The sequence below is a fragment of the Isachenkonia alkalipeptolytica genome, from assembly GCF_009910325.1.
Taxonomy (GTDB): Bacteria; Bacillota; Clostridia; order Peptostreptococcales; family T1SED10-28; genus Isachenkonia; species Isachenkonia alkalipeptolytica.
The window spans coordinates 1-14428 of sequence record NZ_SUMG01000003.1; the positions used below are offsets into that span (position 1 = coordinate 1).

The window sequence follows — 14428 nt, forward strand, 5'->3', positions numbered from 1 at the left end:
AAAACTCGCTGCCATTGTCTGTTAAAATGACCGGGAAGAGCCTTTTATAATATTCAGATCCAGAAGCATCTACGATCATCTGAAAGCATTCCTCAACGCTCTTTGCATCATTAGCATCCCTGAGAAACATAAGCATAAAGGATACGTCCACAAAATGAATGGTAAGCAATACCTTACCGCCTTTATTGCCCTCTACAGAGTCCATTTGAACGACTGAAATATCCTTGTTTTCTTCAATAAAGGCAAGATAATCATCATACCTTCTGCCTTCAAGGCACTTCTTGTCGACCTTATATCCCCGTTGAACTTTTCTTCTAGGTCTGTATCGTACTTTCCTTGGTAAATCTATGTTTTTTACGGATAAAGCGCCGATTTCAATGTATTTATATATTGTTTTCTCACTAACCATAATTTTATCTTTATTATTGACAAGGATATGGTGCACTGATTGACCATTGTTGACCAGTGGTTTGATGAATTCGTCTAATTTCTTAATTTCTTCCGGGGAGCTTTCAATGCCAATTCTAGATTCCACAAGGAGTTCTTCGTAGCTTTTATGGGCAGTAGTAGCATCGTAGATAAACTTGGTTAGCGTACACCTCCTTCTGTCTTCACAGCCGTTGCAAACATATGGAGTCGATTGAAGTTTTTCGCAATGATCCACCCTAAAGTACTCGCAGTAATCATTGCATCTACCACAAAATTTACAATGTTTGTATTTGCGACTGCATTTTTTATCACTGCAAACACGATCCGACTCACAACTATATCTATGGATACAAGCATTATAATTTCGGCCATAACAACCTTTCTTTACTGTCCTAGACCGAATAGTTATTTCTCTAGATATGGTTGATTTATGTCTGTTGAGTTCTCTTGCAATTTCGGACAAAGAATAATTGGATTTTAGATATTTTTCAATATCCAGTCGATCATCGTAAGATAAATGCTTTGCCATCATAGCATCCTCCTAAGCAACTATCCGGGCATACCATAATAATACTACAATGTCCGCTGTTATTGATATAAGAACCTCATATCAATCTTGCCCCATGACAACTAATATTGATTCTATAACTAAGAAATTTCACAAAACAGCTGCTAATAATACTCAAAAGTATGTAAGGTTAAATTAGACCTCTGGATTTGTAAGACTAAATTAGACAGTTTTATAAATAGGGGTCTAATTTACTTTTACAATTAAACGACCGGGAAAACTTCGGGATTTTCGAAAATTATCATTGAAGAGGGCGATGCCCTATGATATAATAGCAGAGTATTAAAGGCGTTCCTCTGGGAACAGTAAAATTCTTTAAGAACGTCTGGTGAGGAAGGAGGTAATACAATGAATATTATCGACATGATTGATAAGGAACAACTAAAGTCTGAGGTACCGGAATTTGCCCCGGGAGATACGGTTCGCGTTGATGTGAAAATCAAAGAGGGAACCCGAGAAAGAATCCAGGCATTCCAGGGACTCGTAATTAAAAGACAAGGTGGAGGCATCCAAGAGACCTTTACCGTTCGAAGAATTGCTTACGGTGTAAGTATGGAAAGAACTTTTCCCGTGCATTCTCCGAAGGTTGCTGAAGTAAAGGTTATCAAACGAGGAAGTGTACGACGGGCGAGACTTTTTTACTTAAAGAACCGAATCGGGAAAGCTGCTTACCGAATCAAAGAAAAAAAATAAGCGCTCAGACAAAGGGACTGGAAACAGTCCCTTATTTTGTTTTAAATAAAAGGATGTGATGGTATGAATATAAACTGGTATCCCGGTCATATGAAAAAGACCAAGGAGTTATTAAGGGAACAATTAAAGCTGGTGGACGTGGTATGGGAGCTGTTGGATGCAAGAATCCCCAGAAGCAGTAAAAATCCGGATATCGATCCCATTGTTCACGGAAAGCCGAAAATTATTATTTTAAATAAAAAAGATTTAGCCGACCCCCGGGTGACCGAGGACTGGATCCGTTATTTTGAGGAACAGGGGATTACGGCGATTCCCATGAACTCCATGGACAGCAGCAGTGCCACCCAGCTCTTGAATGAAAGTAAAAACCTGCTCTCGGATAAACTGGAAGCTCGCCGGGCCAAGGGTATTCGCCGGGAGGTCATACGGGCCATGATCGTGGGCATTCCCAATGTGGGGAAATCCTCGATGATCAATAAATACGCGAAAAAGAAAAGTGCAAAAACCGGAAATAAACCGGGGGTAACCAAGGGCAAACAGTGGGTTCGGATTCAAAAGGATTTGGAGATGCTGGATACTCCGGGAATTCTTTGGCCGAGACTGGATGACGAAAAAGCGGCCCTGAATCTGGCCTTTGTGGGAACCATCAAGGATGAGATTATGGACCGGGAAACCCTGGGTCTGAGACTGGTGGAGAGACTTCTTGAAAATTACCCCAAGGATCTTTTTGCCCGCTACGGTCTGGAGGATATGAAGGAAGAGACCTCCCCGCTGGAGGTAATGGATACCATTGCAAAGAAAAGAGGTTGTATGTTTAAAGGCAACGAAGTGGATTATCTTCGGGTGGCCAATGTGTTGTTGGACGAATTTAGAAACGGTATGATCGGCAAATTTTCTTTAGAAACACCGAAGGATAGTAAAGCCCCCCTAAAATAAATAAAAGCTTCCCCAAAATAAATGGTTTCGAGGAGAGGATAACAGTGGACTTACTGGGTACGGAAAAAGCCCTTCACCAAAAAGGGTATCAAAAGATTGCTTGTATCGACGAAGTGGGAAGGGGTTGCCTTTGCGGACCGGTGACGGCGGCGGCGGTAATTTTGCCCGAGGGAATGCTTTTGGAGGGGGTAAGGGATTCAAAAAAACTTTCCCCGAAAAAGCGGGAGACCCTCTATAAAGTGATCGAAGAGAAAGCGCTGGCCATCGGCATCGGAGAAGTATCCCCGGAGGAAATCGATGAAATCAATATCAAAAATGCGACGAAAAAGGCCATGCTCCTTGCCATAGAGAATCTTCGGACCCCCGCCGGGGAAAAGGTGGTTCCCGATTATCTATTAATCGATGCAGAGACGTTGAACACGCCCCTTCCCCAAGAAGGCATCCTGCAAGGGGATGGAAAAGTTCAGGGAATTGCGGCGGCATCGATCATTGCAAAAGTAAGCCGGGACCGTCTGTTGGTAGAATTAGGGGAGAAATATCCGGAATACGGTCTTGAAAAACACAAGGGCTACGGAACGAAGATACACCGGGAGGCCTTAGAGAAATTCGGTCCCACGGGGATTCACCGAAAAAGCTTCTTAACAAAAATGGTGCTTCCGAAACCCGGGGTCGGTGCAAACCATGGGTCCTGAAAAATCCGCTTCCAATTCCAAAGCCTTGGGGAATCGTGGGGAGGCCTTGGCGGAGGCCTATTTAAAGGACAAAGGGTTTCGGGTTCTGTCAAGAAATTATCGGACGAAAATCGGAGAAATTGATCTGATCCTGAGCCGTGAAAACCTGTTGGTCTTCGTGGAGGTCAAAAGCAGAAAATCCACCAGCTACGGGAAAGGCTTCGAAGCGGTAAACCTCAAAAAACAGCAAACCCTCCGTCGGGTGGCGGAGCAGTATTTAGCCTATGAAAAACAGCGGCTGAAGCCGAATATGTCCATGCGCTTTGACGTGGTGGATGTTTTTGTCCATGGGGAACAAGCGAAGTTTCATCACATAGAAAATGCCTTTTAGCGTGGTTCCCACGCCATCAGGCATTTTTTTATTTCTATCAACTTTTTTGTCCCGGGAGGGGTGGAATACTCCTTGGAGCATTTAAGGGTTCAACAAACTCCCCGAGCGGTACTGCAGAGCTTCGAGAATATGCTGGGGGCTAATGGCTGAGGAGGCATCCAGGTCTGCGATGGTGCGGCTTACTTTTAGCACCTTATGATAGCCCCTTGCGGTGAGTTGAAACTTGTCAAAGGCCTCTTCTAATAAATCCTCGGCCTCCTTTGACAGGGTGAATACTTGGTTTTGCAAGGAAGCGGGCAGCAGGCCGTTGACCTTGAAGGGTTGATCCCGGTAACGGATTTCCTGGACCCTCCGGGCTTTTCCCACTTGTTTTGCCATGGTCTTGGAATCCCGGGAGGGGCCATGACTTTTTAAGTCCTGATACTCGCCCCGGGGAACCTCTATAATCATATCCACCCGGTCTAAAAGCGGACCGGAAATTTTGTGGCGGTACCGGTGGATATCCCGGGGGGAACAGCTACAGTTCTTGACCGGATCCCCGTAATAACCGCAGGGACAGGGATTCATCGCCGCCGCGAAGAGAAAGTTTGAGGGGTAGGTAAAACTTCGATGGGAACGGGAGAGGGTGATTTTTCGGTCCTCTAAGGGCTGACGAAGGATCTCCAGGGCCCCTTTATCAAATTCCGGCAGTTCATCAAGAAAGAGGATGCCGTGGTGGGCCAGGGAGATTTCTCCGGGCATGGGAATCAGGCCGCCTCCGCTTAAGGAGGCCACAGTGCTGGAACTGTGGGGACTGCGAAAAGGACGCTTTTTTATCAGACCGGCCCGGAAATCCAGCTTTCCCGAGATACTGTACAGCTTAGTAACCTCCATGGCCTCATCGTAGTTAAGGGGAGGCAGGATCGAGGGGAGCCTTTTTGCCGCCATGGATTTCCCGGAGCCGGGAGGGCCGATGAATAAAAGGTTATGGTAGCCCCCGGCGGCAATTTCCACGGCCCGTTTAAGGGATTCCTGGCCCTTAAGGTCCCGATAATCCAGGGCCTCCTGGAAAGGGGCCTCCGGGGAGGTCCCGGTTTTCTCAAGGGGCTGAGGAAAACATCGGGCCTTGGGAAGAACGCCGCTTTCCAAATAGGCAATCAGGCTTTGAAGGTCCTCAAAACCTAAGACCTCCATACCCTCTACATAAGCCCCTTCTTCCAGGTTGTCCCCGGGAATGAGAGCCCTTCGGTACCCCTGTTTTCTCATTTCCAAAAGCATGGGCAAAACCCCCCGGACCCCGTTGATTCTACCGTCCAGGGAAAGCTCTCCCAGGCAAAGGGTCTGTTCATTGTCCAGGGGCGGAATTTGACTAGAGACGGCCAGAAGTCCCAGGGCGATGGGAAGGTCGAAATGGGTCCCGTCTTTTCGGGTGTAGCCCGGGGACAGATTGATGGTTATTCTTTTCAGAGGGAAGTCGTAGCCGGTATTTTTCAGGGCGGAACGGACCCGATCTTTGGATTCTTTTACCGCAGCATTGGGAAGACCCGCAATCATTACCACAGGCAGACCGTTTTCCATATCCACTTCCACGTTTATGGGATAAACCTCCAGTCCTTCGATGCAACAACTTTGAATTATTTGCAAGAAAAATCCCTCCTTCACCAATGTTTTCATTTATTACTATATTCGCCAAAAGTAAAGAAAACCCTTTTTTTAGGGAAATAAAAAGCATATCCAAAAGAAAAACCTATGTGTGAAAAGAGAAAATGGAGGTAAAGTAAAAGAGTTCATCCTTAATCTTGCAGTTCCCATGGCTATTTGACATAATCCTGAGGGTATGCTAATATATACTTTTGAAAGAACCATAAGTGAAGATCAGCTTTTCGTAATTTTCTGCAGAGAGAGAACCTCGTTAATATATTTGCAAGAAATACAATCCCCATGCAAAATTCAAATTATTTCAAAGGGTGTTAGGATTAACTGAATAGTCGAAAAAGATAATCTGTAGAGGATTCGCTTATAAATTAATATTTAGAGAGACTAATAAAGGAGGAGTTCAATTGGATTGCAATACTAACTCAAAAAGTAGAGAAATATCCTTAGGAAGAGCAAAGGAACTTCATTCAAGAATTGAAGACTATTTAAAGGTAAAGGATCAGATCATCAAGGGTACCACAAAAAAGCAGATGATCAGTGCCAAGGCAAAAAAAGAGAAGATATTAAAAATGTTCGATGCCACGGAAGAAGACTGGAACAATTGGAAATGGCAGTTGAAAAATCGAATCTCCGACGTGGATGTATTAAAGGAGATTATTTATCTAAGCGATAAGGAATTAGAGGATATCCGACAGGTGGGAAAACAGTTTCGATGGTCTATATCCCCCTATTATGCAAGTCTGATCGATGACGATAATAAGTACTGTCCCGTAAAGCTGATGTCTATTCCCACAGGGGTGGAAATCGAAGATCTGGAAGGGGATACGGATCCCATGGGGGAAGAGTTTACCAATCCTGCAGGTTCCATTACCCGAAGATATCCTGACCGATTGATTATTAATGTGACTAATGAATGCGCCATGTACTGCCGTCATTGTCAAAGAAGAAGAAATATCGGCGGGGTGGACCGCCACCAGCCCAGGGAAGTCCTGCAGGAATCCATCGATTACATTCGGGACAATCCGGAAATTCGGGACGTACTGATCACCGGAGGGGATCCTTTAACCCTGTCCAATGATATGCTGGACTGGCTCCTAAAAGAGATAACCGCCATTGAAACCGTGGACTATGTAAGGTTGGGAAGCCGTACCCTGGTCACCATGCCCCAGCGGGTAGATGATGAGTTTTTGGAAATGATGGAAAAGTACTCTCCGATATTTATCAACACCCATTTTAATCATCCCCAGGAAATTACGCCGGAGACCATTGAAGCCTGCCGTAAACTGGCGAAAGCCGGTGTGCCCCTGGGAAATCAAGCGGTGCTTTTAAACGGTGTGAATAATGATAAGTTTGTTATGCGCTTGTTGAATCATGAATTGCTTAAGAGTAAAGTACGGCCCTATTACATCTTCCATGCCAAGCATGTAATCGGAACGACTCATTTTAATACCTCCATTGATGACGGTATTGAAATTATGGAGTATCTTCGGGGATACACTTCGGGCATGGCCATTCCCACCTATATTGTCAATGCGCCGAAGGGAAGAGGAAAAACTCCGATTCTGCCCCAGTATATGGTTTCCCGGGGCAAAGGTTTCGTGAAAATCCGTACCTGGGAAGGAAAAATGGTGGATTATCCCAATCATGAAACCCGGCCCATTGAAAGCTACTTTGAGTAACCCTGAAAAATAAATCCCGGGAAGAGGACCCTGAAAAAGGGTCTTTTTCTTTGTTTTCGTTTAGGGGAACATTCGATTGGGTATAGGGTGAAAAAATCGATGGGAGGATAATCGCTTGAAAAAAAGGGACGTTTATATATGGCTAAGCAGTATTCAGGGGGTAAGCTACGGGGCGGTCCGCAAGCTGGAAGAGTATTTCGGCGATATCGAAGAGGTTTGGGAAGCCGAGGGAAGGGATATTTACCGAGCCCTGGGAAAACGAAGCAAATCCGCTGTAAAAATTGCAAATCTTCGGTCGAAGGAATACTGGCATAAGACCCGGGAAAAACTTTCCGCCCTGCAGGTGAGTACTGTAACCATTGCAGACGGGAATTATCCCGGGAAGCTGAAAAAAATCTATGACCCTCCCTATGTCCTTTTTTACAAAGGAGAACTCCCGGGAGACCGGCCCACCATCGGTATGGTGGGAGCCCGAAATGCCACCCCCTACGGTAAGTGGGCAGCGAAAAAATTCGCAAAGGAACTGACGGATCGAGGGGTGGGGGTTATTAGCGGCCTGGCTCTGGGGATTGATACGGAAAGTCATAAAGGAGCCGTGGAAAACCGGGGTTATACCCTAGGGGTTCTCGGCTCCGGAGTGGATGTAGCCTATCCCCCGACGAATCATCAGCTGATGGAAAACATTCAGAAACAGGGCTGTATCCTCAGTGAATTTTTTCTCGGGGAAGAACCCTTAAAGCATCACTTCCCCCAGCGCAATCGCATTATCAGCGGCTTATCCGACGGCATTGTGGTGATCGAAGCCGGGGAAAAAAGCGGGTCTCTTATTACGGTGGAATATGCCTTAGAACAAGGGCGAGACGTCTTTGCCCTGCCGGGAAATATCAACTGCGAGAAAAGTCGGGGAACCAACCGCTTGATTCGGGATGGGGCGAAAGTCTTAGTGGAGGTGGAGGACATTCTAGCGGAACTGCCGGAGGGACTTAGTCTTCCCATTAAACAGCAGGAGGAGGATATTCTTCGGGATTTGAGCGACTCCGAAGTCTTGGTTTATCGGTGCCTGGAAAAAAGACCCCTGGACCTTGATGCCTTGTATTACCGAACCAAAATCGATATCCAGTCCCTAAATATTTTGTTGACTTCTTTGGAGTTAAAGGGTTATATTACCCGTATGCCGGGAAAATCATTTACAGTGAATCGATAAATTGGTATAATGTTAAAATTGAGACAGACAGTGGAGGTGTTTGAATTGGCAAAATCCCTAGTAATAGTGGAGTCACCGGCCAAGGCAAAAACGATAAAAAAATTTTTAGGAAGAAACTATACCATCGAGGCTTCAGTGGGTCATGTGATTGATCTTCCCAAAAGCAAACTCGGGGTAAATATAGAAGAGGACTTTGAACCGGAATACATTACCATCCGGGGAAAGGGTCCGGTGTTAAAGGAACTGAGAAAACAGGCAAAGAAAGCCTCAAAGGTCTTTCTCGCCACTGACCCGGATAGGGAAGGAGAGGCGATCTCCTGGCACTTAGCCCGGGCCCTCTCCAGGGAACAGAGCAACATTAAACGAATTGAATTCAACGAAATCACAAAAACCGCCGTAAAAAAGGCGATCAAGGAACCCCGGGAAATCGATGAGAACCTGGTCAATGCCCAACAGGCAAGGCGGGTCTTAGACCGGCTGGTGGGGTATAAAATCAGTCCTCTTTTATGGCAGAAGATTCGTAAAGGCCTCAGTGCCGGACGGGTACAATCCGTTGCGTCAAAAATGATCAAGGAACGGGAAGAGGAAATCAAAGCCTTTACCCCGGAAGAGTACTGGTCCATTGAAGGGGAATTTCAAAATAAGGATAAGAAAAAATTCCCGGCGAAATATGTCAAGGACCCGGAAGGAAATAAAGAATTAAAAAATGAAGCGTCGGTTACTAAAGTGCTGAAGGTTTTGGAAAAGGAGGACTTTTTAGTAAAAAGCGTAAAGAAGGGGCAAAAGCGAAGAAGTCCTCAAAAACCCTTTACCACCAGTTCTTTGCAGCAGGAAGCCTCCAACAAGATGGGCTTTTCCACGAAAAAAACCATGTCTCTGGCCCAGCAGCTTTATGAAGGAATTGACGTAAAGGGTCACGGCACCGTGGGACTGGTAACCTATATCCGTACGGATTCCACCCGGATTTCCCCGGAAGCCCAGGAAAATATTAAAAACTTTGTTCAGCAGGAATATGGAGAAAAATATCTGGAAAAAGGAAAGGCCAAGGATGCACCCCAGAAAAAAGGGGCTCAGGATGCCCATGAAGCCATTCGGCCCACGGATATCACCTTAACCCCGAGCACGGTAAAGCCCTCCCTGAAGCGGGATCAGTTCCGACTGTATAAAATGATTTGGGAGCGGGCGGTGGCAAGCTTAATGGCCAAGGCCGTATTTGATACCATCGCCGTGGAACTGGAGGCCAAGGGCTACATTTTCAAGGGTAGCGGCTCGATTCTGAACTTTGACGGTTTTATGAAGGTGTATTCCTTTTCCAGCACCTCCGAGGATACCTTCCTTCCCATTCTGGAAGAGGGGGAAACCGTGAAACTCCTGGAGCTGGATCCCAAGCAGCACTTCACCCAGCCGCCCCCGAGATATACGGAGGCCACTTTGGTAAAAACCATGGAGGAGTTGGGGATCGGACGACCCAGTACCTATTCCCCGACCATTTCCACCATCCTTGCCAGAGGTTACGTGGATAAGGACGGAAGGTACTTAGTTCCTACGGAACTGGGAGTGTTGGTAACAGAAACCCTGGATGAGTTTTTCTCCGACATCATTGATGTCAACTTTACGGCAGATATGGAACAGAAGCTGGATAAAGTGGAAGAAGGAGATGTTGAATGGAAATCCATCATTAAAGATTTCTACGAATCCTTCGAAAAGATGATGAAGGATGCGGAAGAACATATGAAAGAGATTGAAGTGGTGGAAAAAAGCGGGGAGGTCTGCGAAAAATGCGGGGGAGAAATGCTGATAAAATACGGACGCTACGGTAAGTTCTTAGCCTGTGAAAATTACCCCGATTGCAAAAACACCAAGCCCATTGTAGATAAAATCGGGGTAACCTGTCCAAAATGTAAAGAGGGAGATGTGATCAAACGTAAGTCGAAAAAAGGAAGACTCTTTTACGGCTGTGATCAATATCCTAACTGCGATTTTATCTCCTGGAACCCCCCGGCGAAGGATCCCTGTCCCAAATGCGGTGAAATCATGGTGTATAAAAAAACGAAGAAGGAAGAACGGATTGAGTGCACCAACAAAGAGTGTAAGCATAAAATTGTAACCTCGGAGTAAACAATTCAAAATATTTTCAAATAGATATTGTAAATCCTATTAAGTTGTGGTAATATGCAACCATAGTGCATATTTCCATAATGCACATTTAGGGATAGAATTAATGACTGATGATTTTGAATTTTTTGTACTTAATACAAGAAAAACCAAAAAAAACCATAAGAATATCCCCAAATATAGAATAGAGGAGGAAAATACATGTCAAGTTCATTATTAGCAAAAACCCGGCGGGTCAATAAAATCTTGCAGCAATCCGGAGAGCAAGCGGTATCCTTTAACGAATTAAGCAGAATTTTAAGCGAGGTGCTGGAGGCCAATGTATATGTGGCAAGTTCCAAGGGAAAGGTGTTAGGGGTAAGCTTAACGGACTCTTCCGATTGCCCGATCATTACCGATGAGAAGACGGGACAAAAAAGATTTCCCGAGGAGTATAATGCTCAGCTTCTGAAAATTCAGGAAACCAAGCATAACATCACCAAGGATGAGTTATTGGAAATCTTTAAGTACGACGTACAAAGTTATAACAAATTGGTAACCATTGTGCCGATCAATGGCAGCGGACAGCGAATCGGAACCTTGGTACTGGCGAAACTGGAAGACGAGTTTGAAGATGAAGACCTGGTAATGGCAGAGTACAGTGCCACCGTAGTGGGACTGGAAATTCTACGGGCAAAAACCGAAGAAATTGAAGATGAAGCCCGGAAAAAAGCAGTGGTACAAATGGCCGTGGGAACCCTTTCCTATTCGGAATTGGAAGCCGTGGAGCATATTTTCAATGAACTGGACGGAAAAGAAGGTCTCCTGGTAGCCAGTAAAATTGCGGACCGTGTAGGCATTACCCGTTCTGTAATCGTAAATGCCCTTCGAAAGTTTGAAAGCGCCGGAGTGATTGAGTCCCGTTCTTTAGGAATGAAAGGAACCCATATCAAGATCTTAAATGACTGGCTGTTGGATGAGCTTCGAAACATTCGCAACAAGTAAATAATGGAAAGCAAAGTCTTAAACAATCAGAGGTTATTCAAATGAAGTTTACAGAATGGTAGTTTGCTGCCATTCTGTTTTTTTATTTTATTTTTTTTTGTATTACCGTTCTGTTTATGATATTGAGGCGGAAAAGACCATGGTGCTAAAGGGTGGTCCGGTATAGGAAAGGGGTACTGAATCGAAGATTTGTCGGAAAAACACGAAAAAACTCGTTTTTTCCTGGAAAAACAGAAGGATTTGAGATACAATAACAATAGCTTTTCCCCATTAAATATAGGCCATAAAGACTAGTAACTATTACTAGGAATTGTGATAGAATGTTAAAATGAGATTTAATTGATAATTAAAAGCAATATTTACATAATACGAAGGAAAGGGGCAATTTCGGTGTACAAAAATATAAATCTTTACACCCGGGCCTTAAATGCGTCCTGGAAGCGAAATGAAGTGCTGGCAAACAACATTGCCAACGTAAACACCCCGGGTTACAAACGCTCCGATGTAAAATTTCAGGAAAAACTTAAGGAAAGTTTGCAGGAAACCACGGTACAAGGGGCAAAGACCCATGAAAGCCACCTGGATATCGGGGGCAAAGACTTATCGAATATTACCCATGAAGTCACCACTTCAGAGGGCTACAGTACCAGAAGAGATGAAAACAACGTGGATGTGGATGTGGAGATGGGCGAGGTAACGAAAAATAATATTTACTACGAGGCCGTATCCCGTCAGATGAGCAGCAAATTTAACAGGCTGAGAAGCTCTATTACAGGAGGTAGATAAGAATGTTTAATGCAATTGATGTCAGTGCGTCAGGGCTTACGGCGGAACGCCTTCGAATGGATGTTATTTCGAAAAACATCGCCAATGCCAACACCACAAGGACCGTAAACGGAACCCCTTATCGAAGACAGGTGGTAAACTTCGAAACCCAAGGCGAAGGCCGGAGCTTTCAAAACCATTTGAATGATCAGATGGAAAAGTTCTCCGGAGTGGAGGTTACCGGGATCAAAGAGGACCAATCTCCCTTTAAGAATGAGTATGAACCGGGACACCCCGATGCCAATGAAGAGGGATATGTATTAAAACCCAATGTGGACATCGTTACGGAAATGGCGAACATGATCTCGGCAACAAGGGCCTATGAAGCCAATGTCACGTCCATTGATGCAGCGAAAAACATGGCCCAGCGGGCACTGGAAATCGGAAGATAAAAAAGGGAGGGTAAAACCATGGAAGTACAGGGATTACAACAAATCAACCCCGGACTGGATGAAGGACAGGGACGCTTACATAATGATATTGCCCCCTCGAAGGGGCCTTCCTTTATGGACTATATGAATCATGCCGTGGATCAGGCCAATCAGCTGGACCTGGAGGCGGAAGATCTGTCAATGCAACTTGCCGCGGGAGAACTGGACAACACCCATGAAGCGGTAATCGCCGCTCAAAAAGCAGAAACTTCCTTGCAGTTTATTACGGAAATACGAAATAAGGTACTGGATGCCTACAATGAAGTTATGCGAATGCAAATATAGGGTATTTTGACGGAAAAGAGGTGTGACAATGTTCGAGTCCTTGCAAAAAATCAGAAATCAAAGCAATGAATATTTTCAAAAACTTGATAAGAAACAAAAAATCCAAATAGGAGTGGGAACGGGAATCACACTGGTGATGTTAACCGTTTTAATACTCTTTTTTTTCAGAACGGATTACGTACCGCTGTACAGCAATTTAGAGGCGCGACAATCCGGGGAAATCATGGAGACTTTGAGAGCCAGTAATATCGACGCAAAGTACGGCCGGACCAGCAGCGAAATTTTAGTGGATGAGGAGGATCTTCACGATGCGGAGGTGATCATCGCCACTGAGGGGCTGCCGAAAACCACCAGCGCCTACGACGAGCTCTTTGGAAGCTCCTTTATGATGACCAGTGAAGACCGGAAAAAACAGTACCAGATCAGTCTGCAAAACCATTTAGCACAAACCATTTCCCGTCTGGACGGAGTTCGAGGTGCGGATGTGAACATAAGCTTACCGGAACGTACGGGATACGTGTTTGCTGAAAGAGAGGAAACGGCAAAGGCAACGGTATCTTTACATAGCTTAGATCGTAGTTTAGAGCAGCAAAGTGTAGACGGAATTGCGGTGCTGGTATCCAACGCCGTGGAAGGATTAGACCCAAAAAGCGTATCGATTCACGGACCCGACGGAAGGGTTCTGAATACATCGAATCAGGGAGAAGAACATTACTCCATGGGAGATCAACAGGAGCTCCAACGGATGGTACAGCAGGACCTGGAAAACAGTATTCGGGAATTTTTAGGAACGGTGTACGGGCCGGAGAATTTATCGATTATTACCAGCGTCCAACTGAATTTTGACAGCCGGGTACGGGAAGAAGTGCGTTTTGAACCCCCCATCGAAGGAGAAACCGAAGGGATCCCCCGCAGTCTTCAGGAGTTTGAAAAGAACTCTTATGACGAGATGGTAGGCGGCGTTCCCGGCACCGATGAAAATATTGAAGCCCCTCAATACGTTGAAGGGGAAGAGGGGGCCTCCCGGTATGAGGAAGCCAGTCAAACGATTAATTATGAGATCAATGAAATCAACGAACGGATTGTGGGAGCCCAAGGACAGGTAGAAGACATCAGTGTGGCGGTTTATGTGAACTCCGGGGCCTTAGCCGACGGAGAGCTCTCCGAGGAAGAGCGCTTGGAACTGGAAGACTTGATTTCCGCCGCCGCCGGTCTGCAAACCGAGGTTGTGGAAGTTGCGGTTCGAGATTTTGTGGGAGTGGAAGGAATCGAGACCACCCCGCCGGATGAGCGGCCCTGGTGGCAAAATCCAACGATTCTTATAGGATTTATCGGCTTATTGATTCTAGGAGTGATTATCGGTCTTCTCCTGAGCCGTAAACGACGAAAAGAGGAGCAGGAGATTGAAGAGAACCTTGCCCAGCAGGACCAGGTTTCCCAAAAGGAAAGCTCCATGAACGATATCGACCTGGACATGCAGGGCTCGGAAGTCAAACAGCAAGTTGAAAAACTGGTAGACAAAAAACCCGATGCCGTGGCACAACTCCTGCGGAATTGGATCAGCGAAGAGTAGAGGTGAAAT

General features: G+C 45.5%; 14 protein-coding genes. 12 read left to right on the forward strand and 2 right to left on the reverse strand.

Going from position 1 to position 14428, the window contains the following annotated elements:
- Nucleotides 1-958 (reverse strand): helix-turn-helix domain-containing protein (locus ISALK_RS03460; RefSeq protein ID WP_160719072.1); only part of this gene is annotated, 958 nt, incomplete at its 3' end.
- Nucleotides 959-1345: 387 nt separating this feature from the next.
- Here ISALK_RS03460 and rplS point away from each other — a divergent pair.
- The 4 genes from rplS to ISALK_RS03480 all read left to right on the forward strand — a co-directional run bounded on the left by rplS (nucleotide 1346) and on the right by ISALK_RS03480 (nucleotide 3688).
- On the forward strand, nucleotides 1346-1690 hold the full coding sequence (gene rplS / locus ISALK_RS03465) for a 50S ribosomal protein L19 (RefSeq protein WP_160719074.1): 345 nt from the start codon (nucleotides 1346-1348) through the stop codon (nucleotides 1688-1690).
- Nucleotides 1691-1753: 63 nt separating this feature from the next.
- Complete coding sequence (gene ylqF, locus ISALK_RS03470; RefSeq protein ID WP_160719076.1) at nucleotides 1754-2626, forward strand: ribosome biogenesis GTPase YlqF; 873 nt, start codon at nucleotides 1754-1756, stop codon at nucleotides 2624-2626.
- Nucleotides 2627-2670: 44 nt separating this feature from the next.
- Nucleotides 2671-3318 carry a ribonuclease HII gene (gene rnhB, locus ISALK_RS03475; protein ID WP_160719078.1) on the forward strand — a complete coding sequence of 216 codons (648 nt, stop codon included), beginning with the start codon at nucleotides 2671-2673 and terminating at the stop codon, nucleotides 3316-3318.
- Complete coding sequence (locus ISALK_RS03480) at nucleotides 3308-3688, forward strand: YraN family protein (protein WP_160719080.1); 381 nt, start codon at nucleotides 3308-3310, stop codon at nucleotides 3686-3688. Before rnhB ends, ISALK_RS03480 begins: the two co-directional genes overlap by 11 nt.
- 81 nt (nucleotides 3689-3769) lie before the next feature.
- Here ISALK_RS03480 and ISALK_RS03485 read toward each other — a convergent pair whose 3' ends face one another.
- Complete coding sequence (locus tag ISALK_RS03485) at nucleotides 3770-5311, reverse strand: YifB family Mg chelatase-like AAA ATPase (RefSeq protein ID WP_236660251.1); 1542 nt, start codon at nucleotides 5309-5311, stop codon at nucleotides 3770-3772.
- Nucleotides 5312-5727: 416 nt separating this feature from the next.
- Here ISALK_RS03485 and eam point away from each other — a divergent pair, with 416 nt between their 5' ends.
- The 8 genes from eam to fliF all read left to right on the forward strand — a co-directional run bounded on the left by eam (nucleotide 5728) and on the right by fliF (nucleotide 14419).
- Complete coding sequence (gene eam / locus ISALK_RS03490; protein ID WP_160719084.1) at nucleotides 5728-7002, forward strand: glutamate 2,3-aminomutase; 1275 nt, start codon at nucleotides 5728-5730, stop codon at nucleotides 7000-7002.
- A 115-nt stretch (nucleotides 7003-7117) separates the two neighbouring features.
- Nucleotides 7118-8206: a DNA-processing protein DprA gene (dprA, locus tag ISALK_RS03495; RefSeq protein ID WP_160719086.1), complete on the forward strand. Its 1089-nt coding sequence runs from the start codon at nucleotides 7118-7120 to the stop codon at nucleotides 8204-8206.
- 45 nt (nucleotides 8207-8251) lie between these two features.
- A complete protein-coding gene (topA, locus tag ISALK_RS03500; protein WP_160719088.1) occupies nucleotides 8252-10324 on the forward strand; it encodes a type I DNA topoisomerase in 2073 nt (690 codons plus the stop codon).
- A 198-nt stretch (nucleotides 10325-10522) separates the two neighbouring features.
- Nucleotides 10523-11305, forward strand: a complete 783-nt coding sequence (gene codY, locus ISALK_RS03505) for a GTP-sensing pleiotropic transcriptional regulator CodY (RefSeq protein ID WP_160719090.1) — start codon at nucleotides 10523-10525, stop codon at nucleotides 11303-11305.
- Between the two features lie 390 nt (nucleotides 11306-11695).
- Nucleotides 11696-12091, forward strand: a complete 396-nt coding sequence (flgB, locus tag ISALK_RS03510; RefSeq protein WP_160719092.1) for a flagellar basal body rod protein FlgB — start codon at nucleotides 11696-11698, stop codon at nucleotides 12089-12091.
- Nucleotides 12092-12093: 2 nt separating this feature from the next.
- Nucleotides 12094-12522 carry a flagellar basal body rod protein FlgC gene (flgC, locus tag ISALK_RS03515; RefSeq protein WP_201756832.1) on the forward strand — a complete coding sequence of 143 codons (429 nt, stop codon included), beginning with the start codon at nucleotides 12094-12096 and terminating at the stop codon, nucleotides 12520-12522.
- An 18-nt stretch (nucleotides 12523-12540) separates the two neighbouring features.
- Nucleotides 12541-12846: a flagellar hook-basal body complex protein FliE gene (gene fliE, locus ISALK_RS03520; RefSeq protein WP_160719094.1), complete on the forward strand. Its 306-nt coding sequence runs from the start codon at nucleotides 12541-12543 to the stop codon at nucleotides 12844-12846.
- A 28-nt stretch (nucleotides 12847-12874) separates the two neighbouring features.
- On the forward strand, nucleotides 12875-14419 hold the full coding sequence (fliF, locus tag ISALK_RS03525) for a flagellar basal-body MS-ring/collar protein FliF (RefSeq protein WP_160719096.1): 1545 nt from the start codon (nucleotides 12875-12877) through the stop codon (nucleotides 14417-14419).
- Nucleotides 14420-14428: the final 9 nt, after the last annotated feature.

What these genes read in the sequence shown, in the direction of transcription:
- codY (WP_160719090.1), top strand. Translation starts at nt 10,523, where the DNA reads ATGTCAAGTTCATTATTAGCAAAAACCCGGCGGGTCAATAAAATCTTG.
- fliE (WP_160719094.1), top strand. Translation starts at nt 12,541, where the DNA reads ATGGAAGTACAGGGATTACAACAAATCAACCCCGGACTGGATGAAGGA.
- fliF (WP_160719096.1), top strand. Translation starts at nt 12,875, where the DNA reads ATGTTCGAGTCCTTGCAAAAAATCAGAAATCAAAGCAATGAATATTTT.
- ylqF (WP_160719076.1), top strand. Translation starts at nt 1,754, where the DNA reads ATGAATATAAACTGGTATCCCGGTCATATGAAAAAGACCAAGGAGTTA.
- ISALK_RS03480 (WP_160719080.1), top strand. Translation starts at nt 3,308, where the DNA reads ATGGGTCCTGAAAAATCCGCTTCCAATTCCAAAGCCTTGGGGAATCGT.
- rplS (WP_160719074.1), top strand. Translation starts at nt 1,346, where the DNA reads ATGAATATTATCGACATGATTGATAAGGAACAACTAAAGTCTGAGGTA.
- flgC (WP_201756832.1), top strand. Translation starts at nt 12,094, where the DNA reads ATGTTTAATGCAATTGATGTCAGTGCGTCAGGGCTTACGGCGGAACGC.